The sequence below is a fragment of the Streptomyces xanthii genome, assembly GCF_014621695.1.
Lineage (GTDB): Bacteria > Actinomycetota > Actinomycetes > Streptomycetales > Streptomycetaceae > Streptomyces > Streptomyces xanthii.
In genome coordinates this window covers 4,227,172-4,247,599 of sequence record NZ_CP061281.1, presented here as the reverse complement: position 1 = coordinate 4,247,599, position 20,428 = coordinate 4,227,172, and the positions used below count along the sequence as shown (strand labels likewise).

The following is a 20,428-nucleotide window of genomic DNA, read 5'->3' as shown; positions in this document are numbered from 1 at the left end:
GGATCGGGAGCGGATCGGGAGCGGATCGGGCCGGACCGATCCGGTCCGGTCCGCATCGGTCCGGTCCGCATCGGTCCGGTCCGCATCGGTCCGGCCGGGCCGGGTCAGGACTTGGCGGCCGGTGCGCCCGGGACCCCCTTGGGCGCGGGCGCGGGGCCGCCGGTCAGGAACGACGCCCAGCCCTGCTCGGGCGCCTGGCCGACGCCGAGGGTCGTGAGCTTCTTCAGGGTCCGCGGGTCCTGGGCGTCGAGCCAGTCGGCGAGCTGCCGGAAGCTGACGCAGCGCACCTCGGGCTTGGTGCAGACGGTCTCGACGGTCTCTTCGACGGCGCGCATGTAGGCGCCGCCGTTCCAGGACTCGAAGTGGTTGCCGATGACCAGGGGCGCGCGGTTGCCCTCGTAGGCGCGGTCGAAGCCGGCGAGCAGGCTGTCGCGCATCTGGTCGCCCCAGAACTCCCGCTTGCCGGGGTCGCCCTGGGTGCTGGTGCCCGACTGGTTGACCATGAAGTTGTAGTCCATGGTCAGCTGCTCGTACTTGTGCCCGATGAAGGGGACTAGCTGCATGGACAGGTCCCACAGGCCGTTCTTCTTCTTGGGCCACAGCTGGTCGTTGACGCCGCTGGTGTCGTAGCGGAAGCCGAGGTCCTTCGCCGCCCGCATGAAGTTCTTCTGCCCCTCGAGGCAGGGCGTGCGGGCGCCGATGAGCTCCTTGTCGTAGTCGAAGGGCAGCGGCGGCATGTTCTTCAGGCCCGCGTTCGTCTTCCACGACTTCACGAAGGTCTTGGCCTGCTGGATCTCGCTCTTCCACTCGGCGACCGACCACTCGCCGACCCCGCCGCCCTTGCCGCAGAAGTGGCCGTTGAAGTGGGTGCCGATCTCGTTGCCCTCGAGCCAGGCGCCGCGCACCTGCTCGGCGGTGTCACGGATGCCCTGGACGTCGTTGAAGCCGATGTCCGAGCGGCCCGCCGAGTGCTGCGGTGCGTGGTACTTGGCCGCCTTGCTCTCCGGGAGCATGTACACGCCGCTGAGGAAGTACGTCATGGTCGCGTTGTTGGCCTTGGCGACCTCGCGGAAGTGGGAGAACAGCTTCTGGCTGTCCTCTCCGGCTCCGTCCCAGGAGAAGACGACGAACTGCGGGGGCCTCTGTCCCGGTCTCAGCCGCTCGGGGCGGGGCAGGTGGGGCTGCTGCCCGGTGTACGCGGTGGAGCCGTCGCCGATCGGGCGCATCACGCTGCCCGGGGCGGGCGCGGCGGGCGCCGCCTTCTTGGGGCCGGCGGCGCCCTTGTGGGGCGGCGCGGACGTGGTGTCGCTGTTCGCGCAACCGGAGAGGACGGCGGCGCACGCCGCGGCGGCGGTGACGCCCGCGACGATCCTCCTGGTGGCGATCCGCTGGGTGGCGGCCATCTTCCGCCCACCTTCTTCCTGGGAGTCGGCTTGCGAGACGGGGCACGAGAAAGACCGTGCGAAATGCCCGAAATGCCCGGGTGCGCCGCCAAGGTCGCACGGGCTTCGCGTCGAATTTGTCCGACAAGCCGACCAGAAATCTTATTCACTCTCCGGGGTGAAGCATTGGACCATTTGCCCGATTAATCCTTCCCTGGCCTTTACTCTGCATTACGATCCGTTTACCGAGCGTTGATTCATCTCGTTGCATTCACGCAATTCAGTGCTCACCGCGCTGCTTCACCGCCTGTTGCACCCCTGCTTCACCGCATTGCTTCATCCCGCCGCTGCACGCCGTGAACCACGGCCGCGATTTCCCGACCCCGCACACCACTTGGGGTCCCCCCACAATTCCGCGACCGCGCTGCACCCCGGAGGAGACGGGAACATGTCAGCCTGCGTACCCACCCGAGCCAGTGACCCCGACCGGACGGACGAGCCCACAGCCGCTCTCCGTAAGGCCCACAGCCCACCACCCGCACCGCCCCGCCGCTTCCGCATCGCGGGCGCCGACCTGTCCGCGTCCGTCTCCGTCTTCCTGATCGCCCTGCCGCTGTCCCTCGGCATCGCCCTCGCCACCGGCGCGCCCCTGGAGTCCGGGCTCGTCGCCGCCGCCGTCGGCGGACTGGTCGGCGGCCTCGTCGGCGGCTCCCCGCTCCAGGTCAGCGGGCCCGCCGCCGGTCTGACCGTGGTCACCGCCGAGCTCATCCAGCGCTACGGATGGCGCACCACCTGCGCCGTCACCGTCCTCGCCGGCATCGCCCAGCTCGGGCTCGGCTGTCTTCGGGTGGCCCGCACCGCGCTCGCCGTCAGCCCCGCCGTCGTCCACGGCATGCTCGCCGGCATCGGCGTCACCATCGCCGTCGCCCAGCTGCACATCGTCCTGGGCGGCACCCCGGACAGCTCCGTCCTCGCCAACGTGGCGGCTCTCCCGCACCAGTTGGCCGCCGCGCACCCCGCCGCCGTCGCGATGAGCATGCTCACCCTCGGGCTGCTCGTCCTGTGGCCCAAGCTGCCGGGCAGAGTCGGGCGCGTCGCCCGCAAGGTGCCCGCCGCCCTCGTCGCGGTCACCGCCGCGGCCACCGCCACCGCCGTGTTCGGCCTCACGCTGCCCGAGGTCGACCTGCCGTCCTGGAGCAGCCACGCGCTGGCCGGGCTGCCGGACGGGCCGGTGCTCGGCATCCTCGCCGCCGTCCTGACGACGACCCTGGTGTGCAGCGTGCAGTCGCTGCTCGGGGCCGTCGCCGTCGACAAGCTCGCCACCGCCAGGACCGACCTGCCGCCCGCGGCCCGCCGCTCGCACCTGGACCGCGAGCTGCTCGGCCAGGGCGCGGCGAACATCGTGTCCGGAAGCCTCGGCGGACTGCCCGTCGCCGGCGTCGCCGTCCGCTCGACGGCGAACGTGAACGCGGGAGCGGTGAGCCGGAACTCGACGATGCTGCACGGCGTTTGGGTAGTGGCGGCCACGCTGCTCCTGGTCCCCGCCCTGGAGCTGATCCCGCTCGCCTCGCTCGCCGCCCTGGTGATGGCCGTCGGGATCCGGATGGTGTCCCTGCACCACATCCGCACGGTCACCCGCCACCGCGAGGTCCTGGTCTACGTCGTCACCACCGTCGGTGTCGTCGCCCTCGGCGTGCTCGAAGGCGTCGGCCTCGGCGTCGCAGTCGCCGTCGGTGTCGCCCTGCACCGGCTCGCCCGCACCCGCATCACGCACGAGGAGGACCCGCACGGGGTCCACCACGTACGCGTGCGCGGGCAGTTGACCTTCCTCGCCGTGCCACGGCTGAGCCGCGCCCTGCACCAGGTGCCGCACGGCGCGAGCTGTGTGGTCGAGCTGGACGGGTCGTTCATGGACCACGCCGCGTTCGAGGCGCTGCAGGACTGGCAGAAGTCGCACGTCGCGGAGGGCGGCAGCGTCGAGGTCGCCGGGCGGGCCGGGGCCCGGATCGCCGAGCCCGCGAGCGCCGCGCACTCCTGCTGCCGCCCGTGGACGCCGTGGCGCAACCACCACTGCGACGGCCACCGGTCCCAGGAGGCCGCCACCGACGCCGCCGCGGGCACCGCCCCCGAGACGGAGCGGCCGCGCCGCGGCGGGCATCAACTGGCCAGCGGCATCAGCGCGTTCCAGCGGAACACGGCACCGCTGGTGCGCGGTGAGCTGGCCCGGCTGGCCCGCGAGGGGCAGCAGCCCACCCAACTGTTCCTCACCTGCGCCGACTCCCGCGTCGTCACGTCGATGATCACGTCGAGCGGCCCGGGCGACCTGTTCGTCGTACGGAACGTGGGCAATCTGGTGCCGCTGCCGGGCGAGGAGAGCGGGGACGACTCGGTCGCCGCGGCCATCGAGTACGCCGTCGACGTCCTGAAGGTGCAGTCGATCACCGTGTGCGGGCACTCCGGGTGCGGGGCCATGCAGGCCCTGCTCAGCGGCCCGCCCGACGGGGAGGCGCGGACTCCGCTCGCGCGCTGGCTGCGGCACGGGCTGCCCAGCCTGGCGCGGGTCGCCGACTCCGGGCGGCCCGAGGCGCGGCTCGCGGGGCGGCCCCCGGCGGACGCGGCCGAGCAGTTGTGCCTGACCAACGTGGTGCAGCAGCTGGAGCATCTGCGGGCGCACCCCTCGGTGGCCCGCGCGCTGGAGCGGGGCGCGCTCGACCTGCACGGGATGTACTTCCACGTCGGGGAGGCACAGGCCTATCTGCTCACCGAGGGCGAGCGGGGCGGCGCCGCACCGGACGACCCCGTCTTCGGCCATGTGGACGGGGTGGAGGACGGCGTGGACGCCGGCGTCGGAGACGGGCGTCCGCTGTCCCGGAGCGGCCTCGCGTGACACCCCGAGGGCGCGGCCGGAGCACCGGCCGCGCCCTCGGCATGCCCGGGAAAGCGTGACCGACTGAACCCGCCGGACGTTCCGGACGTGGAAACGGGTGCGGAGCGGGCACCCAACTAGCGGGCCCGCACAGGAACGAGAACAGGTCTAAACCAATTTCAGGGCAGCCCTTGTCAGCAGGGGGCGCCGTCTGATGAGCTGTGGCCTGGGACACAACGGCCGCCCCGGCTGAGCACCGTAAGGGAGATGTCGTGAGCAACGAGAGCCTGGCCAATCTTCTTAAGGAAGAGCGACGCTTCGCGCCGCCGGCTGACCTGGCCGCACGAGCCAACGTCACGGCCGAGGCGTACGAGCAGGCCAAGGCTGACCGGCTCGGCTTCTGGGCCGAGCAGGCCCGCCGCCTCAGCTGGGCCACCGAGCCGACGCAGACACTCGACTGGTCGAACCCGCCGTTCGCGAAGTGGTTCGCCGACGGCAAGCTCAACGTCGCGTACAACTGCGTCGACCGGCACGTCGAGGCCGGCAACGGCGACCGTGTCGCGATCCACTTCGAGGGCGAGCCGGGCGACAGCCGGGCCATCACCTACGCCGAGCTCAAGGACGAGGTGAGCCGCGCGGCGAACGCGCTGACCGAGCTGGGCGTCGAGGCCGGCGACCGCGTCGCCGTCTACCTGCCGATGATCCCCGAGGCGGTCATCTCGATGCTGGCCTGCGCGCGCATCGGCGCCGCGCACTCCGTCGTCTTCGGCGGCTTCTCCGCCGACGCCATCGCCAAGCGCATCGAGGACGCCGACGCCAAGGTCGTCATCACGGCCGACGGCGGATACCGCCGCGGCAAGCCGTCCGCGCTCAAGCCGGCCGTCGACGAGGCGCTGACCCGCGCGGCGGGCGTCGGCAACGTGCTGGTCGTCCGGCGCACCGGGCAGGACGTCGCCTGGACCGAGGGCCGCGACCTGTGGTGGCACGAGACGGTCGGCCGCCAGTCCCCCGAGCACACCCCCGAGGCGTTCGACGCCGAGCAGCCGCTGTTCATCCTGTACACGTCCGGGACGACGGGTAAGCCGAAGGGCATCCTGCACACCTCGGGCGGCTACCTGACGCAGGCGAGCTACACCCACCACGCGGTCTTCGACCTCAAGCCGGAGACCGACGTCTACTGGTGCACGGCCGACATCGGCTGGGTCACCGGCCACTCGTACATCACGTACGGCCCGCTCTCGAACGGTGCGACGCAGGTCATCTACGAGGGCACCCCGGACACCCCGCACCAGGGCCGCTTCTGGGAGATCGTGCAGAAGTACGGCGTCACGATCCTCTACACGGCGCCCACCGCGATCCGCACGTTCATGAAGTGGGGCGACGACATCCCCGCGAAGTTCGACCTGTCCTCGCTGCGGGTCCTCGGGTCGGTCGGCGAGCCGATCAACCCCGAGGCCTGGGTCTGGTACCGGAAGAACATCGGCGCCGACAAGTGCCCCGTCGTGGACACCTGGTGGCAGACCGAGACCGGCGCGATCATGATCTCGCCGCTGCCGGGCGTCACCGAGACCAAGCCGGGCTCCGCGCAGCGCGCCCTGCCGGGCATCTCGGCGACCGTCGTCGACGACGAGGCGGTCGAGGTGCCGAACGGCGGCGGTGGCTACCTGGTCCTGACCGAGCCGTGGCCGTCGATGCTGCGCACCATCTGGGGCGACGACCAGCGGTTCATCGACACGTACTGGTCGCGTTTCGAGGGCAAGTACTTCGCCGGTGACGGCGCGAAGAAGGACGAGGACGGCGACATCTGGCTGCTCGGCCGGGTCGACGACGTCATGCTCGTCTCCGGGCACAACATCTCGACGACCGAGGTCGAGTCGGCGCTCGTCTCGCACCCGGCCGTCGCCGAGGCCGCCGTCGTCGGCGCCGCCGACGAGACGACCGGCCAGGCGATCGTCGCGTTCGTCATCCTGCGCGGCACCGCGAACGCGGAGGACGACGGCCTCGTCGCCGACCTGCGCAACCACGTGGGCGCCACGCTCGGCCCGATCGCCAAGCCCAAGCGGGTCCTGCCGGTCGCCGAGCTGCCCAAGACGCGCTCCGGCAAGATCATGCGCCGTCTGCTGCGCGACGTCGCGGAGAACCGGGAGCTGGGTGACGTCACCACGCTGACCGACTCCTCCGTGATGGACCTCATCCAGACCAAGCTGCCGGCGGCGCCCAGCGAGGACTGACCCCGCGCACACCACCGAACGGGCATCCGGCGAACGCGCCGGGTGCCCGTTTCGTGCGTATCGTGACGACCACCAGGCACGCCTCGCATACACCCGGTAGGGTGAAGGGCGCGTCAAGAACGCGTCATGATGTCCACAGGGTGTGCCGGGAAGTCTGGTCGGCGGTGTCCACAGCCGTACCTGACCGGAGGTCCCCACCCGTGAGCGCGCCGACGAAGAAGCCGACGGACGACCCGTCGAACAGCCCCCGCAAGGTCCTGGGCCGGCTCTCCCTGCCCGAGCGCACCTTCGTCGCCGACGCCCTGCGCACCGAGACCGTCGGCGGCGTCCTCCTCCTGATCGCGGCGATCGCCGCACTCGTCTGGGCGAACGTCCCGGCCCTGAGCGACAGCTACGAGACGGTCAGCCACTTCCACCTCGGCCCGAGCGCCATCGGGCTCGACCTGTCGGTGGCGCACTGGGCGGCCGACGGCCTCCTCGCCGTCTTCTTCTTCGTCGCCGGCATCGAGCTCAAGCGCGAACTCGTCGCCGGTGACCTGCGCGACCCCAAGGCCGCCGCGCTGCCGGTCGTCGCCGCGCTGTGCGGCATGGCCGTGCCCGCGCTCGTCTACGCGCTGGTCAACACGGCGGGCGGCGGCTCGCTCGACGGCTGGGCCGTGCCGACCGCCACCGACATCGCGTTCGCCCTCGCCGTGCTCGCCGTCATCGGCACCTCGCTGCCCAGCGCCCTGCGCGCCTTCCTGCTCACGCTCGCCGTCGTCGACGACCTCTTCGCGATCCTGATCATCGCGATCTTCTTCACCAGCGAGCTGAACTTCGCCGCGCTCGGCGGCGCCGTGCTCGGCCTGATCGTCTTCTGGTTCCTGCTCAGGAAGGGCGTGCGCGGCTGGTACGTGTACGTGCCGCTCGCGCTCGTCATCTGGGCGCTCATGTACAACAGCGGCATCCACGCCACGATCGCCGGTGTCGCCATGGGCCTGATGCTGCGCTGCCACCGCCACGAGGGCGAGGAGCAGTCGCCCGGCGAGCACATCGAGCACCTGGTGCGGCCGCTGTCGGCCGGGCTCGCAGTACCGCTGTTCGCGCTGTTCAGCGCGGGGGTCGTCGTCTCGGGCGGTGCGCTCGGGCAGGTCTTCACCCAGCCGGAGACGCTCGGTGTCGTGCTCGGCCTCGTCGTCGGCAAGGCCGTCGGCATCTTCGGCGGCACCTGGCTGACGGCCCGCTTCACCAAGGCGTCCCTCTCCGACGAGCTGGCCTGGCCCGACGTCTTCGCGGTCGCCACCCTCGCCGGCATCGGCTTCACCGTCTCGCTGCTCATCGACGAACTGGCCTTCGCCGGCGACACCGCGCTCACCGACGCGGTGAAGGCGGCCGTCCTGACGGGCTCGCTGATCGCCGCCGTCCTCGCCGGTGTCCTGCTGAAGATCCGCAACGCCAAGTACCGCGCCCTGTGGGAGGACGAGGAGCGCGACGAGGACGCGAGCGGCATCCCCGACATCTACGAGCAGGACGACCCGGAGTACCACCGGCGGATGGCGGAGATCTACGAGAAGAAGGCCGCGGAACACCGCAGGCGTGCCGAAGTGGCGGGCGGGGCAGGCGATGACGACGGGCGTCCGGCATGATCTGAGGCGGGACGCCCGTACGGGACCGCCCGTGGCCCCGGCGGAAGACCGCCTACAGACCGCTTACAGATGAACAGGGAGTACGCGATGAGCGCACCCGACGGCAGCCCGGTCGGCGCCGAACGCAGCATCGGCCAGCTGTTCGCCTCGGCGACGACCGAGATGTCCGCACTGGTGCACGACGAGATCGCCCTCGCGAAGGTGCAGCTGAAGCAGGACGTGAAGCGTGGGGTCACCAGCGCGGCGCTCTTCATCGTCGCCCTGACCATGCTCCTCTTCTCGCTGCCCATGCTGAGCTTCGCGCTGGCCTACGGGATCAACGCCTGGACCGGCGGGCACAACGGGGAGGGCGGCTGGAACCTGGCCTGGTGCTTCCTGCTGTCCTTCGCCGGCAGCCTCGTGCTGGCCGGACTGCTCGGCCTCATCGGCGCCAAGATCGCCAAGAAGGCCAAGCAGAGCAAGGGCCCGCAGAAGGTGGCCGCCTCGGTCAAGGAGACGGCGGGCGTACTGCAGAACGCCAAGCCGCACCCCCGTCAGGTGACGCCGGGCGACCGTGTCCCCGAGGCCATCGAGGCTGTGGCACGCTCGTCCTCATGACGGACCCCGCCACCCCATCGGCCCAGCCGCCCTCCTCGGTCGTACGACTCGACGTGCCCGGGGCGCCGGACGTGCTCCACCGGGACGTCGCGGCGAACGGCGCGCGCTTCCACATCGCCGAGCTGGGTGACGGGCCCCTCGTGCTGCTGCTGCACGGGTTCCCGCAGTTCTGGTGGACGTGGCGGCACCAGCTCGTGGCGCTCGCCGACGCCGGGTTCCGGGCCGTGGCGATGGACCTGCGGGGCGTCGGCGGCAGCGACCGCACGCCGCGCGGCTACGACCCGGCGAACCTGGCGCTCGACATCACCGGCGTCGTCCGTTCCCTCGGCGAGCCGGACGCGGCGCTCGTCGGTCACGACCTCGGCGGCTATCTCGCCTGGACCGCGGCCGTGATGCGCCCCAAGCTGGTGCGGCGGCTCGTGGTGTCGTCGATGCCGCACCCGCGGCGCTGGCGCTCGGCGATGCTCTCCGACCCCAAGCAGACCTCGGCCGGCTCCTACGTGTGGGGGTTCCAGCGGCCCTGGGTCCCGGAGCGTCAGCTGGTCGCGGACGACGGGGCGTTGGTGGGCCGCCTGATGCGCGAATGGTCGGGGCCGAACCAGCCGGAGGACCAGGCCGTCGAGGCCTACCGGCAGGCCATGCGCATCCCGTCGACGGCGCACTGCTCCGTCGAGCCGTACCGCTGGCTGGTCCGCTCGCTGGCCCGCCCGGACGGCATCCAGTTCTACCGCCGCATGAAGCGCCCGGTCCGCGTCCCCACCCTGCACCTGCACGGCTCGCTCGACCCGGTGATGCGTACCCGCAGCGCGGCCGGCTCCGGCGAGTACGTCGAGGCCCCCTACCGCTGGCGCCTCTTCGACGGCCTCGGCCACTTCCCTCACGAAGAGGACCCCCTGGCCTTCTCGAACGAACTGGTCAACTGGCTGAAGGACCCCGAACCGGACCGGTGAAACGGTCGCGGCGCGGGCGAGTGGCGGACGGGTGGGAACTGTTGTCCTACGAACAGCCAAATGCCCGGCGCATAAGCCAATTGGGCGCCGCGGGGGCGGTTACCGACCATGAGGCCCGGGCACACGTCGGTGTATGGGCTGGACGCACGACTACAGTGACGCAGCACGCACCCGCCGCCCGGCGATGACGCTGGGCTCTCCCCAGAGGGGGGCGCCGCAGGACCACGCGGCGCACGACCCCCGGCTGGGCATTTCGCGCATCCTGCGCCGCAGGGCCCGGTGGATGTCCGCCCGGCTGCGGCACAGCGCCCGCGACTGACCTCGGCCGCACCGCAGCACCACCTTCACCTCACAGGGCGCAGGCGTCCGTGTCGACCTCCTGGACCGCGGTGCGGCCCTGCTCGATGTCGCCGCGGATCTCGTCGCCGGTCAGGGCGTACCCCGTGTCCGCGTTGTCCAGGGACTTGGCGAAGACCACGCCGTAGACCTGGCCCTCGGGCGTCAGCAGCGGGCCGCCCGAGTTGCCCTGACGGACCGTCGCGTACAGCGAGTACACGTCGCGCCGCACCGTGCCCCGGTGGTAGATGTCCGGGCCGTCGGCCGTGATGCGGCCGCGCAGGCGCGCGGGGCGCACGTCGTACGCGCCGTTCTCCGGGAAGCCGGCGACGATCGCGCCGCCGCCGCGCTCCGCGTCCGTCGACGTGAACCGGAGCGGGGGCGCCTTCAGGTCCGGCACGTCCAGGACCGCGATGTCGCGCTCCCAGTCGTAGAGGACGACCTTCGCGTCGTAACGGACGCCCTCGCCGCCTATCTGCACCGTGGGCTCGTCGACGCCGCCGACCACGTGCGCGTTCGTCATCACGCGGCGGTCGGCGAAGACGAAGCCGGTGCCTTCCAGGACCTTGCCGCAACTGGGCGCCTGGCCCACGACCTTGACGATGGATCGCTTCGCGGAGGTCGCGACGGGGCTCTTGGCGAGCGCCGGGTCCGGCGGGCTGACCTCGGCGATCGGCTCGTTCGCGAACGGGCTGAAGACCTGGGGGAAACCGTTCTGCGCAAGTGTGGAGGAGAAATCGGCGAACCAGGTGTCCGCCTGGGAGGGCAGCGCCTGGGAGACCCCGAGCAGCACCTTGGAGCTGCGGACCTCCTTGCCGAGGGTGGGCAGCGTCGTCCCCGCGAGCGCGGAACCTATCAGCCAGGCCACCAGGAGCATCGCGCCCACGTTGACCAGCGCGCCGCCCGTCGCGTCGAGCGCTCGGGCCGGGGACCAGGTGATGTACCGGCGCAGCTTGTTGCCCAGATGCGTGGTGAAGGCCTGGCCGATCGACGCGAAGACGATCACCACGATCACGGCGACGACCGCGGCCGCCGTCGTGACCTCCGCGTCGTCGGTGGCCGCCGACCAGATCACAGGGAGCGTGTAGACCGCGACGAGGCCACCGCCCAGGAATCCGATCACCGACAGGATGCCGACGACGAACCCCTGGCGGTAACCGACGATCGCGAACCACGCGGCGGCGGCGAGCAACAGGATGTCCAGCACATTCACGTGGGCCACCCTGTCACGAGCGCCAGTCGAGCGGGACCGACTTCTCGCGGTCCCAGGGGCGCTCCCAGCCCGCGAAGTGCAGCAGTCTGTCGATGACGCCGGCCGTAAAACCCCAGACCAGAGCCGATTCGACGAGAAAAGCGGGGCCGTGGTGCCCGCTCGGATGCCTGGCCGTCGCCCTGTTCGCCGGGTCCGTGAGATCGGACACCGGGACCGTGAAGACCCGTGCCGTCTCGGCGGGGTCGACGGCCGCGACCGGCGACGGCGTCCGCCACCAGCCGAGCACCGGCGTCACCACGAACCCGCTCACCGGGATGTACAGCTTCGGCAGCACGCCGAAGAGCTGGACCCCGCTCGGGTCCAGCCCCGTCTCCTCCCAGGCCTCCCGCAGCGCGGCCCGCAGCGGCCCCTCGGCCCGCGGGTCCCCGTCCTCCGGGTCCAGGGCGCCGCCGGGGAACGACGGCTGGCCCGCGTGCGACCGCAGCGAGCCCGCGCGCTCCATCAGCAGCAGCTCGGGGCCCCGCTCGCCCTCGCCGAACAGGATCAGCACCGCGGACTGGCGCCCCGCACCGTCCTCGGGCGGCAGGAAGCGGCTGAGCTGCTCCCCGCGCACCGTCGCGGCGGCCTCGGCGACCGGGTCCAGCCAGGCGGGCAGCCCGGCCGTGCGCAGCGTGACGTCGGGCCCGGCGCCGGATCCCCCCGGGGCCGCACCCGCCTGCGTCTGATCTCCGTCGATACCGCTGATCTCGCTCACGTTCTTCATCGCCGCCCCCGTGACTCTCGTGATGGGCCCAACGCCCGACCGCCCTCGCTTCGTTCCCCGCTCACCCGTTCGTGGGATTCCCACGGGGCTCAGGAGCCTCCCAGCGGCGGGGCCGGCAGACCGCCCGCGTCCAGGTAGGACTGCGGGGGCTTGAGGCGCTGTCCCGGCAGGCCCCCCTTCTCGTACTTCAGCAGCTTCTTCGCCTTCTCCGGGTCCGTCTCGCCTTCCCCGTAGGCCGGGCAGAGATGCGCGATCGGGCAGGCTCCGCAGGCCGGCTTGCGGGCGTGGCAGATGCGGCGGCCGTGGAAGATCACGTGGTGGCTGAGCATCGTCCACTGGCTCTTCGGGAACAGCGCCCCGACCGCCTGCTCGACCTTGTCCGGGTCCGTCTCCTCCGTCCACTTCCAGCGCCGCACGAGACGGCCGAAGTGGGTGTCGACGGTGATCCCGGGGCGTCCGAACGCGTTGCCGAGCACCACGAACGCCGTCTTGCGGCCGACGCCCGGCAGCTTGACCAGGTCCTCCAGGCGGCCCGGCACCTCACCGCCGAACTCCTCGGTCAGGACCTTCGCCAGACCCATGATCGACTTCGTCTTCGCGCGGAAGAACCCGGTCGGCCGGATCAGCTCCTCGACCTTCTCCGGGTCCGCCGCCGCGAGGTCCTCGGGCGTCGGGTAGGCGGCGAACAGCGCGGGCGTCGTCTGGTTGACCCTCAGGTCCGTGGTCTGGGCGGACAGCACCGTGGCCACGACCAGCTGGAACGGGTTCTCGAAGTCCAGCTCGGGGTGGGCGTACGGGTACGTCTCCGCGAGCTCGCGGTCGATCCTGCGCGCCCGCCGCACGAGCGCGACCCGGCTCTCCGGCTTCGCGGCGGCCTTCTTCTTCGCGGGCTTGGCTGGCTTGCCTGGCTCGGCGGGCTTCGCTGGCATCGGCTGGAGGGCCTTCCCTGGGGGGACAGAAGGGTGGTCCGACGCCTGTTCGCCCACAGCGGAATCGAGATGGCCGGACACCGTGCCGACCCTCCGGACCTGCGGTCTCACCGGCGTTTTGGACACCCGGCCAGCCTAAAGGCAGCCACCGACATCCGTCGGGGAGCCGTCGGATCGGCCCCCGATTGGCCCCCTCCCCCTCGGGTTGCGGCGCGGGTGCGGCAAACTTGTGTCTGAGTGACTGATCACACTGTTTGGACCGTCCGGCAAAATGGGGATCGGTGAACACCGTGCCCCACGGTGCAGGCGACATAGGAGAGAAACTCGTGGACGACGTTCTGCGGCGCGCCCCGCTCTTCGCGGCGCTCGATGACGAGCAGGCCGCGGAGCTCCGCGCCTCCATGAGTGAGGTGACCCTCGCTCGCGGCGATGCGCTGTTCCACGAGGGAGACCCCGGGGACCGCCTGTACGTGGTCACCGAGGGCAAGGTGAAGCTCCACCGCACCTCCCCCGACGGCCGGGAGAACATGCTGGCCGTGCTCGGCCCCGGCGAGCTGATCGGCGAGCTGTCGCTGTTCGACCCGGGCCCGCGCACCGCGACCGCCAGCGCGCTGACCGAGGTGAAGCTGCTCGGCCTCGGCCACGGCGACCTCCAGCCCTGGCTGAACGCCCGGCCCGAGGTGGCCGCCGCGCTGCTGCGTGCCGTCGCCCGCCGCCTGCGCAAGACCAACGACCAGATGTCCGACCTGGTCTTCTCCGACGTGCCGGGCCGTGTCGCCCGCGCGCTGCTCGACCTGTCGCGCCGCTTCGGCGTGCAGTCCGAGGAGGGCATCCACGTCGTGCACGACCTCACGCAGGAAGAGCTGGCCCAGCTGGTCGGCGCCTCCCGCGAGACGGTCAACAAGGCGCTGGCGGACTTCGCCGGCCGCGGCTGGCTCCGCCTGGAGGCCCGCGCGGTGATCCTCCTGGACGTGGAGCGCCTCGCCAAGCGTTCCCGCTGACACCGGACGCCCACAGCCCTACGAGGACGGGTCCCGCCACTTCGACGTGGCGGGACCCGTTCTCGTAGGGGCCCGCAAGGCCCTCCCACAGACGCGTACGTGCAGAGACGGAGAGACGCCACCATGACCTCGACCCCGCTGCCGCAGGACCCCGCGGGTCTCGCCGCCCGCTTCGAGGCGGAGCGCCCCCGGCTGCGGGCCGTGGCGTACCGGATGCTCGGCTCGTTCAGCGAGGCGGAGGACGCGGTGCAGGAGGCGTGGCCGCGGCTCCAGCGGGACGGCGCGGGCGAGGTGCGGAACCTGGCCGGCTGGCTGACCACCGTCGTCGGGCGGATCTGCCTCGACATGCTGCGCACCCGCACCGCGCGCCGCGAGGACCCGCTGGAGGAGGGCGGCGCCGTCGAGATCCACGTGCCCGACCCGGTGGTCCGGCCGCTGGACCCGGTGCACGAGGCCGAGACGGCCGACTCGGTCGGGCTCGCGCTCCTCGTCGTGCTCGACACGCTGGCGCCCGCCGAGCGGCTCGCGTTCGTGCTGCACGACATGTTCGCCGTACCGTTCGAGGATCTCGCGCCGATCGTGGAGCGCACCCCCGCGGCGACCCGACAGCTCGCGAGCCGGGCCCGGCGCCGGGTGCAGGGTCAGGTGCCGCCCGCCGACACGGATCTGGCCCGGCAGCGCGAGGTCGTCGCGGCCTGGGTGGCGGCCTCCCGCGCGGGCGACTTCGAGGCGCTGCTCGAACTCCTCGACCCGGACGTCCTGTTGCGGGTCGACGCGGGCCCCGGCACGGCGTCCAAGCTGGTCCGCGGCGCCCTGGAGGTGGCCGGTCAGGCCGCGCTGTACGGGCGGCTCGCGCCGTCCTCGTACGCCGCCTTCGTGGGCGACGGCGTCGGGATCGTCGCCGCGCCGAACGGGACGCCGACGGCGGTCCTCGCGCTCACGGTGCGCGGCGGGCGGGTCGTACAGGTCGACATCATCGTCGACCCGCCCCGCCTGTCCGGTCTCACCGGCGCCCAGTGGAAGTGACCGCCGGGCGAGCTACGTGATCCCCGCCCGGCCGCACCACCGGCACCCGCGAGAGCGAAACGGGCGGGCGGGCGGCTAGCCGATCAGTCCGTGTTCCGACAGGTACTCGAGCTGGGCCCGCACCGAGAGTTCGGCGGCGGGCCACAGGGAGCGGTCCACGTCGGCGTAGACGTGTGCCACGACCTCCGGCGCCGTCCGCAGGCCGTTCTCGACGGCGGTCTCGACCTGGGCGAGGCGGTTGGCGCGGTGGGCGAGGTAGAACTCGACGGCGCCCTGGGCGTCCTCCAGGACCGGGCCGTGGCCGGGCAGCACCGTGTGCACGCCGTCGTCGACGGTCAGGGAGCGCAGCCGGCGCAGCGAGTCGAGGTAGTCGCCGAGGCGGCCGTCGGGGTGCGCGACGATCGTCGTGCCGCGGCCGAGGATCGTGTCGCCGGTCAGCACGGCCCGGTCGGCGGGGAGGTGGAAGCTCAGCGAGTCGGAGGTGTGGCCGGGCGTCGGGACGACCCGCAGCTCCAGGCCGCCGGTCGTGACCACGTCACCGGCGGCCAGGCCCTCGTCACCGAGCCGCAGCGCCGCGTCGAGCGCCCGCACCTTCGTGCCGGTCAACTCGGCGAAGCGGCCCGCGCCTTCGGCGTGGTCGGGGTGCCCGTGGGTGAGCAGGGTGAGCGCGATCCGCTTGCCCAGCTTCTCCGCCGTGTCCACGACGTGGGTGAGGTGGGCGTCGTCCAGCGGACCCGGGTCGATGACGACGGCCAGGTCGCTGTCCGGCTCGGCGACGATCCAGGTGTTGGTGCCGTCGAGGGTCATCGCGGACGGGTTCGGCGCGAGCACGTTGACCGCGCGGGCGGTCGCGGGGCCCGAGAGCACCCCGCCGCGCGGCTGCCCGGGCAGGGCCGCGGCGTCCGACATGGTCAGCTCCCCCCGTTGGAGATGTGCTTGGTGAACTCGTCGTGCCCCGGCCAGGACAGCACCAGCTCGTCGCCCTCCAGCCGCGCCTGCGCGAGGACGGGCGTCAGGTCGCGGCCCGCCGAGCCGGCGAGGGCGTCGGCGGCGGTCCCGTACGCGTCGAGCGTGCGCAGCGTCGCGATCGTCGGGGGCATCATCGACAGCTCGCCCCGGTCGTAGCCCGCGGCGGCCTCACCGGGCCGGATCCACACCGTGCGGTCCGCCTCGGAGGAGTCGTCGCTGGTGCGCTGGCCGTCCGGGAGCGCGGCCACGAAGAACCAGGTGTCGTAGCGGCGCGGCTCGAACTCGGGGGTGATCCAGCGGGCCCACGCGCCCAGCAGGTCGGAGCGGAGCACGAGCCCGCGGCGCCGCAGGAACTCGGCGAAGGAGAGGTCCCGGTCCACCAGGGCCTGCCGGTCGGCGGTCCAGTCGGCTCCCGTGGTGTCGTCCACGACGCTGTCCGGGGTGGGTCCGGCGAGCAGCACACCGGCCTCCTCGAAGGTCTCCCGCACGGCCGCGCACACGATCGCCTGCGCGTCCTGCTCCGGTACCCCGAGGCGCACCGCCCATTCCTTGCGGGAGGGACCCGCCCAGCGGACCTGCCGGTCGTCGTCGCGCGGGTCGACGCCGCCGCCCGGGTACGCGTAGGCGCCGGCCGCGAAGGCCATGGAGGTGCGCCGGCGCAGCATGTGCACCTCGACGCCCCGCGCGTCGCGCAGCAGCATGACGGTGGCGGCGCGCCGGGGCGTCGCCGGTGTCATCGTGCCGGCGGCGAGGGCGCGGATCCGCTCCGGCCACTCGGGGGGATACCACTGCCCGTTTGCCATGGCCGGAGGCTATCCGCTGACGGGCAGATGTTCGAGAGGCACCTGGTGCCCGCCCGAAGATCCGCCCGTCGTCACACCGGTACGGTCACGCCTCGGTGAGCTCCACCTGGAACTCGACCTCGACCGGCGCGTCCAGCGGCAGCACCGCGACGCCGACGGCGCTGCGGGCGTGCACGCCCTTCTCGCCGAGGACCTCGCCGAGCAGCTCGCTCGCGCCGTTGATCACGCCGGGCTGACCGGTGAAGTCCTGCGCGGAGGCGACGAACCCGACGACCTTCACGACGCGCGCGACGCGGTCCAGGTCACCGGCGACGGACTTGATCGCCGCCAGGCCGTTCAGCGCGCAGGTGCGGGCCAGCTCCTTGGCCTGCTCGGCGGTGACCTCGGCGCCGACCTTGCCGGTCAGCGGCAGCTTGCCGTCGACCATGGGCAGCTGCCCGGCGGTGAACACGTAGACGCCGGACTGCACGGCCGGCTGGTACGCGGCGACCGGCGGCACGACGGGCGGCAGCGTCAGTCCGAGCTCGGCCAGCCTGGCCTCGACCGCGCTCATGCCTGCTTCTCCCGCTTCAGGTACGCCACCAGCTGCTCCGGGTTGTTCGGTCCCGGCACGACCTGGACGAGCTCCCAGCCGTCCTCGCCCCACGTGTCCAGGATCTGCTTCGTCGCGTGCACGAGGAGCGGCACGGTCGCGTATTCCCACTTCTTAGCCATGGGGCCGACTGTAGCCGCCGAAGAAGGGGGTCACGTTCCGGAGGCTCCTGCGTGATCCGGGCACGTACTGGTTAGGCTCGAATACGTGAGCAGGCTCCAGGTCGTCAGCGGCAAGGGCGGTACCGGAAAGACCACGGTCGCCGCCGCACTCGCGCTCGCCCTCGCGACCGAGGGGAAGCGCACACTTCTGGTGGAGGTGGAGGGCAGGCAGGGCATCGCACAGCTCTTCGAGACCGAAGCGCTTCCCTACGAGGAGCGGAAGATCGCCGTGGCACCGGGCGGCGGTGAGGTGTACGCGCTCGCCATCGATCCCGAGCTGGCGCTCCTCGACTACCTCCAGATGTTCTACAAGCTGGGCGGCGCGGGCCGTGCCCTCAAGAAGCTCGGCGCGATCGACTTCGCGACGACGATCGCCCCGGGCCTGCGGGACGTCCTGCTGACCGGCAAGGCGTGCGAGGCGGTGCGCCGCAAGGACAAGAAGGGGAACTACGCGTACGACCACGTGGTCATGGACGCGCCCCCGACCGGCCGCATCACCCGCTTCCTGAACGTGAACGACGAGGTCGCCGGGCTCGCCCGGATCGGCCCCATACACAATCAGGCCCAGGCGGTCATGCGCGTCCTCAAGTCCCCGGAGACGGCCGTGCACTTGGTGACGCTCCTGGAGGAGATGCCGGTGCAGGAGACCCTCGACGGGGTCGCCGAGCTGCGCGCCGCGAACCTGCCCGTCGGGCGGTTCATGGTGAACATGGTGCGGCCCGCGCTGCTCGGCGAGGACGCCCTCGCCATGGCCCGCGAGAAGTCCGTGCGCCCGGCGGTCGCCGAGGCCCTGGCCGCGGCCGGTGTCGGCAGCGCCAAGCGGCTCGCGGGCCCGCTGATCACCCAGGCGGGCGAGTACGCGGAGCGGTACGCCCTGGAGCGCGCCCAGCGCGAGCTGCTCGCCGACGCGGGGCTCGCCCGGCACGAACTGCCGCTGCTCACCGAGGGCTTGGACCTGTCGGGCCTGTACCGGCTCGCCGAGGAACTGCGACAGCAGGGAATTCAGGGGACTCTTCGATGACGCTGGATCCGCGAGCTCCGCTCGACATCGACCCGCTGCTCGACGACCCGGCCACCCGCATCGTGGTGTGCTGCGGCAGCGGCGGCGTCGGCAAGACCACCACCGCCGCGGCGCTCGGTCTGCGCGCCGCCGAGCGGGGCCGCAAGGTGGTCGTGCTGACCATCGACCCGGCCCGCCGGCTCGCCCAGTCGATGGGCATCGACTCGCTGGACAACACCCCGCGCCGCGTGAAGGGCATCGACGACGCGGCGGGCGGCGAACTGCACGCGATGATGCTCGACATGAAGCGCACCTTCGACGAGATCGTCGAGGCGCACGCGGACGAGGAGCGCGCCCGGGCGATCCTGTCGAACCCCTTCTACCAGTCGCTCTCCGCAGGCTTCGCCGGCACGCAGGAGTACATGGCGATGGAGAAGCTCGGCCAGCTCCGCGCCCGCGACGAGTGGGACCTGATCGTCGTCGACACCCCGCCGTCGCGCTCCGCGCTGGACTTCCTGGACGCGCCGAAACGGCTCGGCTCCTTCCTCGACGGGAAGCTGATCCGGCTCCTGATGGCCCCCGCGAAGGTCGGCGGGCGCGCCGGCATGAAGTTCCTGAACGTCGGCATGTCGATGATGACCGGCACCCTCGGCAAGCTGCTCGGCGGTCAACTCCTGCGCGACGTCCAGACGTTCGTGGCCGCGATGGACACCACCTTCGGTGGTTTCCGCACCCGCGCGGACGCCACGTACAAGCTGCTGCAGGCACCCGGCACCGCGTTCCTCGTGGTGGCGGCGCCCGAGCGGGACGCGCTGCGCGAGGCCGCGTACTTCGTGGAGCGCCTGGCCGCCGAGCGCATGCCGCTGGCCGGTCTGGTGCTCAACCGGGTGCACGGCAGCGGCGCCGGCCGCCTCTCGGCCGAGCGCGCGCTCGCCGCCGCAGAAAATCTTGACGAGTCCGGCATTGTGGATCAGACGGCCGGGAAGGAAGAGCTTCGTACCTCTCCCGAGTCCCCCGAAACCGCGGAGACCCCCGAAGCCGCCGAGACCGACGCGGCCGTCGAGACCGACGCAGCCGTCGCACCCGAGACTCCCACCGTCGCGCAGCTGACCGCGGGTCTGCTGCGCCTGCACGCCGAACGCATGCAGGTGGTCGCGCGCGAACAGCGCACGCGTGACCGCTTCACCGCGCTGCACCCCGAGGTCGCCGTGACCCAGGTCGCGGCGCTTCCCGGTGATGTCCACGACCTGTCAGGCCTGCGGGACATCGGTGACCGGCTCGCGGCCGGTGGTGCTCCGGCCGGAGCTGCCTGAGCCGTACGGGACCCACGGGTCCCGCGCGGCGCGCGCCGGGCGCTGTCACGCCACCCGGGCCGCGCTCTCTACCCGACGGCCGCGTACCGGTCGTCCTCGCAGTACTCGTGCGAGCCGTCCGCCACGTCCTCCTCGAGCTCGGCGGGCAGCAGCCCCGCACCGCGCTCGTACTCCGTCCGTGCCGTCTCAAGCAGCCGGCGCCACGACGTGACGGTCGGACGCCGGCGCAGCAGCGCGCGTCGCTCCCGTTCGGTCATGCCGCCCCACACGCCGAACTCGACGCGATTGTCCAGCGCGTCGGCGAGGCACTCGGTGCGCACGGGGCATCCCGTGCACACCGCCTTCGCCCGGTTCTGCGCTGCTCCTTGAACGAACAGTTCATCCGGATCGGTAGTGCGGCAGGCCGCCTGCGCACTCCAGTCGACTACCCAGCCCATACCGGCGCCGTCCTCTCCCGAATCGAGGCTCCCCCACGGCGGCAGCGGCATATTCACCGCCGCCAGTTGAGGACGTTACGGAAGGTGGGCACAGCGCAACACCCCCTTCGGGCCCAATCTTGAATGGTCCGAACGGACTATGCGTAAGCGGCAGATCACCCGACGGAGTGACCGAGGGACATGCGTAATAACCCCGGCAAAACGGGGCAGTTCATCTGAGCCAGAACGGACGTC

General features: G+C 72.0%; 19 protein-coding genes. 10 read left to right on the top strand and 9 right to left on the bottom strand.

Annotated elements, in window-relative coordinates:
- Positions 1-104 precede the first annotated feature (104 nt).
- Complete coding sequence (locus tag IAG42_RS19310; protein WP_188338219.1) at positions 105-1,403, bottom strand: polysaccharide deacetylase family protein; 1,299 nt, start codon at positions 1,401-1,403, stop codon at positions 105-107.
- A gap of 427 nt (positions 1,404-1,830) precedes the next feature.
- Between IAG42_RS19310 and IAG42_RS19305 the strand changes: the two genes are divergently transcribed.
- The 6 genes from IAG42_RS19305 (at position 1,831) to IAG42_RS38060 (ending at position 9,970) form a co-directional block, all read left to right on the top strand.
- Complete coding sequence (locus tag IAG42_RS19305) at positions 1,831-4,269, top strand: bifunctional SulP family inorganic anion transporter/carbonic anhydrase (RefSeq protein ID WP_188338218.1); 2,439 nt, start codon at positions 1,831-1,833, stop codon at positions 4,267-4,269.
- Between the two features lie 200 nt (positions 4,270-4,469).
- Entirely contained in the window at positions 4,470-6,479 is a 2,010-nt protein-coding gene (gene acs, locus IAG42_RS19300; RefSeq protein WP_394811226.1) for an acetate--CoA ligase, read from the top strand.
- A gap of 200 nt (positions 6,480-6,679) precedes the next feature.
- On the top strand, positions 6,680-8,104 hold the full coding sequence (nhaA, locus tag IAG42_RS19295) for a Na+/H+ antiporter NhaA (protein WP_188338216.1): 1,425 nt from the start codon (positions 6,680-6,682) through the stop codon (positions 8,102-8,104).
- Between the two features lie 87 nt (positions 8,105-8,191).
- The gene (locus IAG42_RS19290; RefSeq protein ID WP_188338215.1) at positions 8,192-8,701 is read left to right on the top strand and encodes a phage holin family protein; all 510 of its coding nucleotides are present in this window, start codon (positions 8,192-8,194) and stop codon (positions 8,699-8,701) included.
- The gene (locus IAG42_RS19285) at positions 8,698-9,651 is read left to right on the top strand and encodes an alpha/beta fold hydrolase (RefSeq protein ID WP_188338214.1); all 954 of its coding nucleotides are present in this window, start codon (positions 8,698-8,700) and stop codon (positions 9,649-9,651) included. Before IAG42_RS19290 ends, IAG42_RS19285 begins: the two co-directional genes overlap by 4 nt.
- Positions 9,652-9,784: 133 nt before the next feature.
- Positions 9,785-9,970, top strand: coding sequence for a hypothetical protein (locus IAG42_RS38060; RefSeq protein ID WP_223206079.1), 186 nt, complete (start codon positions 9,785-9,787; stop codon positions 9,968-9,970).
- Between the two features lie 30 nt (positions 9,971-10,000).
- Here the strand turns inward: IAG42_RS38060 and IAG42_RS19280 are convergent, their stop codons facing one another.
- From IAG42_RS19280 to nth, 3 genes are all read right to left on the bottom strand, one after another.
- Positions 10,001-11,200, bottom strand: coding sequence for a MarP family serine protease (locus tag IAG42_RS19280; RefSeq protein ID WP_188338213.1), 1,200 nt, complete (start codon positions 11,198-11,200; stop codon positions 10,001-10,003).
- Between the two features lie 13 nt (positions 11,201-11,213).
- The gene (locus IAG42_RS19275; protein WP_188338212.1) at positions 11,214-11,963 is read right to left on the bottom strand and encodes an NUDIX hydrolase; all 750 of its coding nucleotides are present in this window, start codon (positions 11,961-11,963) and stop codon (positions 11,214-11,216) included.
- Between the two features lie 89 nt (positions 11,964-12,052).
- Positions 12,053-12,892, bottom strand: coding sequence for an endonuclease III (gene nth / locus IAG42_RS19270; RefSeq protein WP_223206078.1), 840 nt, complete (start codon positions 12,890-12,892; stop codon positions 12,053-12,055).
- Positions 12,893-13,218: 326 nt separating this feature from the next.
- On the opposite strand from nth, the gene IAG42_RS19265 reads away from it, so the two are divergent.
- A complete protein-coding gene (locus tag IAG42_RS19265; RefSeq protein WP_016642758.1) occupies positions 13,219-13,893 on the top strand; it encodes a Crp/Fnr family transcriptional regulator in 675 nt (224 codons plus the stop codon).
- 123 nt (positions 13,894-14,016) lie between these two features.
- Positions 14,017-14,919 carry a sigma-70 family RNA polymerase sigma factor gene (locus IAG42_RS19260; RefSeq protein ID WP_188338210.1) on the top strand — a complete coding sequence of 301 codons (903 nt, stop codon included), beginning with the start codon at positions 14,017-14,019 and terminating at the stop codon, positions 14,917-14,919.
- 75 nt (positions 14,920-14,994) lie between these two features.
- On the opposite strand, the gene IAG42_RS19255 is transcribed toward IAG42_RS19260, so the two are convergent.
- The 4 genes from IAG42_RS19255 to IAG42_RS19240 form a co-directional block, all read right to left on the bottom strand.
- Positions 14,995-15,828, bottom strand: coding sequence for an MBL fold metallo-hydrolase (locus tag IAG42_RS19255; RefSeq protein ID WP_188338209.1), 834 nt, complete (start codon positions 15,826-15,828; stop codon positions 14,995-14,997).
- 2 nt (positions 15,829-15,830) lie between these two features.
- Positions 15,831-16,691, bottom strand: a complete 861-nt coding sequence (locus tag IAG42_RS19250) for an NUDIX hydrolase (RefSeq protein WP_188338208.1) — start codon at positions 16,689-16,691, stop codon at positions 15,831-15,833.
- Between the two features lie 85 nt (positions 16,692-16,776).
- Positions 16,777-17,244, bottom strand: coding sequence for a RidA family protein (locus IAG42_RS19245; RefSeq protein ID WP_188338207.1), 468 nt, complete (start codon positions 17,242-17,244; stop codon positions 16,777-16,779).
- Positions 17,241-17,405, bottom strand: coding sequence for a DUF4177 domain-containing protein (locus IAG42_RS19240; protein WP_073494871.1), 165 nt, complete (start codon positions 17,403-17,405; stop codon positions 17,241-17,243). The genes IAG42_RS19245 and IAG42_RS19240 overlap by 4 nt, the downstream gene beginning before the upstream one ends.
- A gap of 85 nt (positions 17,406-17,490) precedes the next feature.
- On the opposite strand from IAG42_RS19240, the gene IAG42_RS19235 reads away from it, so the two are divergent.
- Positions 17,491-18,465 carry an ArsA family ATPase gene (locus tag IAG42_RS19235; RefSeq protein WP_188338206.1) on the top strand — a complete coding sequence of 325 codons (975 nt, stop codon included), beginning with the start codon at positions 17,491-17,493 and terminating at the stop codon, positions 18,463-18,465.
- A complete protein-coding gene (locus tag IAG42_RS19230) occupies positions 18,462-19,757 on the top strand; it encodes an ArsA family ATPase (protein ID WP_188338205.1) in 1,296 nt (431 codons plus the stop codon). Before IAG42_RS19235 ends, IAG42_RS19230 begins: the two co-directional genes overlap by 4 nt.
- 68 nt (positions 19,758-19,825) lie before the next feature.
- On the opposite strand, the gene IAG42_RS19225 is transcribed toward IAG42_RS19230, so the two are convergent.
- The gene (locus tag IAG42_RS19225; protein WP_188338204.1) at positions 19,826-20,194 is read right to left on the bottom strand and encodes a WhiB family transcriptional regulator; all 369 of its coding nucleotides are present in this window, start codon (positions 20,192-20,194) and stop codon (positions 19,826-19,828) included.
- Positions 20,195-20,428: the final 234 nt, after the last annotated feature.

Bases quoted from the DNA above. Each gene is read 5' to 3' on its own strand.
- IAG42_RS19260 (WP_188338210.1), top strand. From the start codon at position 14,017: ATGACCTCGACCCCGCTGCCGCAGGACCCCGCGGGTCTCGCCGCCCGC.
- nth (WP_223206078.1), bottom strand. From the start codon at position 12,892: ATGCCAGCGAAGCCCGCCGAGCCAGGCAAGCCAGCCAAGCCCGCGAAG.
- IAG42_RS19290 (WP_188338215.1), top strand. From the start codon at position 8,192: ATGAGCGCACCCGACGGCAGCCCGGTCGGCGCCGAACGCAGCATCGGC.
- IAG42_RS19285 (WP_188338214.1), top strand. From the start codon at position 8,698: ATGACGGACCCCGCCACCCCATCGGCCCAGCCGCCCTCCTCGGTCGTA.
- IAG42_RS19245 (WP_188338207.1), bottom strand. From the start codon at position 17,244: ATGAGCGCGGTCGAGGCCAGGCTGGCCGAGCTCGGACTGACGCTGCCG.
- IAG42_RS19305 (WP_188338218.1), top strand. From the start codon at position 1,831: ATGTCAGCCTGCGTACCCACCCGAGCCAGTGACCCCGACCGGACGGAC.
- IAG42_RS19275 (WP_188338212.1), bottom strand. From the start codon at position 11,963: ATGAAGAACGTGAGCGAGATCAGCGGTATCGACGGAGATCAGACGCAG.
- IAG42_RS19250 (WP_188338208.1), bottom strand. From the start codon at position 16,691: ATGGCAAACGGGCAGTGGTATCCCCCCGAGTGGCCGGAGCGGATCCGC.
- IAG42_RS19310 (WP_188338219.1), bottom strand. From the start codon at position 1,403: ATGGCCGCCACCCAGCGGATCGCCACCAGGAGGATCGTCGCGGGCGTC.
- IAG42_RS19255 (WP_188338209.1), bottom strand. From the start codon at position 15,828: ATGTCGGACGCCGCGGCCCTGCCCGGGCAGCCGCGCGGCGGGGTGCTC.
- IAG42_RS38060 (WP_223206079.1), top strand. From the start codon at position 9,785: ATGGGCTGGACGCACGACTACAGTGACGCAGCACGCACCCGCCGCCCG.
- IAG42_RS19230 (WP_188338205.1), top strand. From the start codon at position 18,462: ATGACGCTGGATCCGCGAGCTCCGCTCGACATCGACCCGCTGCTCGAC.
- IAG42_RS19225 (WP_188338204.1), bottom strand. From the start codon at position 20,194: ATGGGCTGGGTAGTCGACTGGAGTGCGCAGGCGGCCTGCCGCACTACC.
- IAG42_RS19240 (WP_073494871.1), bottom strand. From the start codon at position 17,405: ATGGCTAAGAAGTGGGAATACGCGACCGTGCCGCTCCTCGTGCACGCG.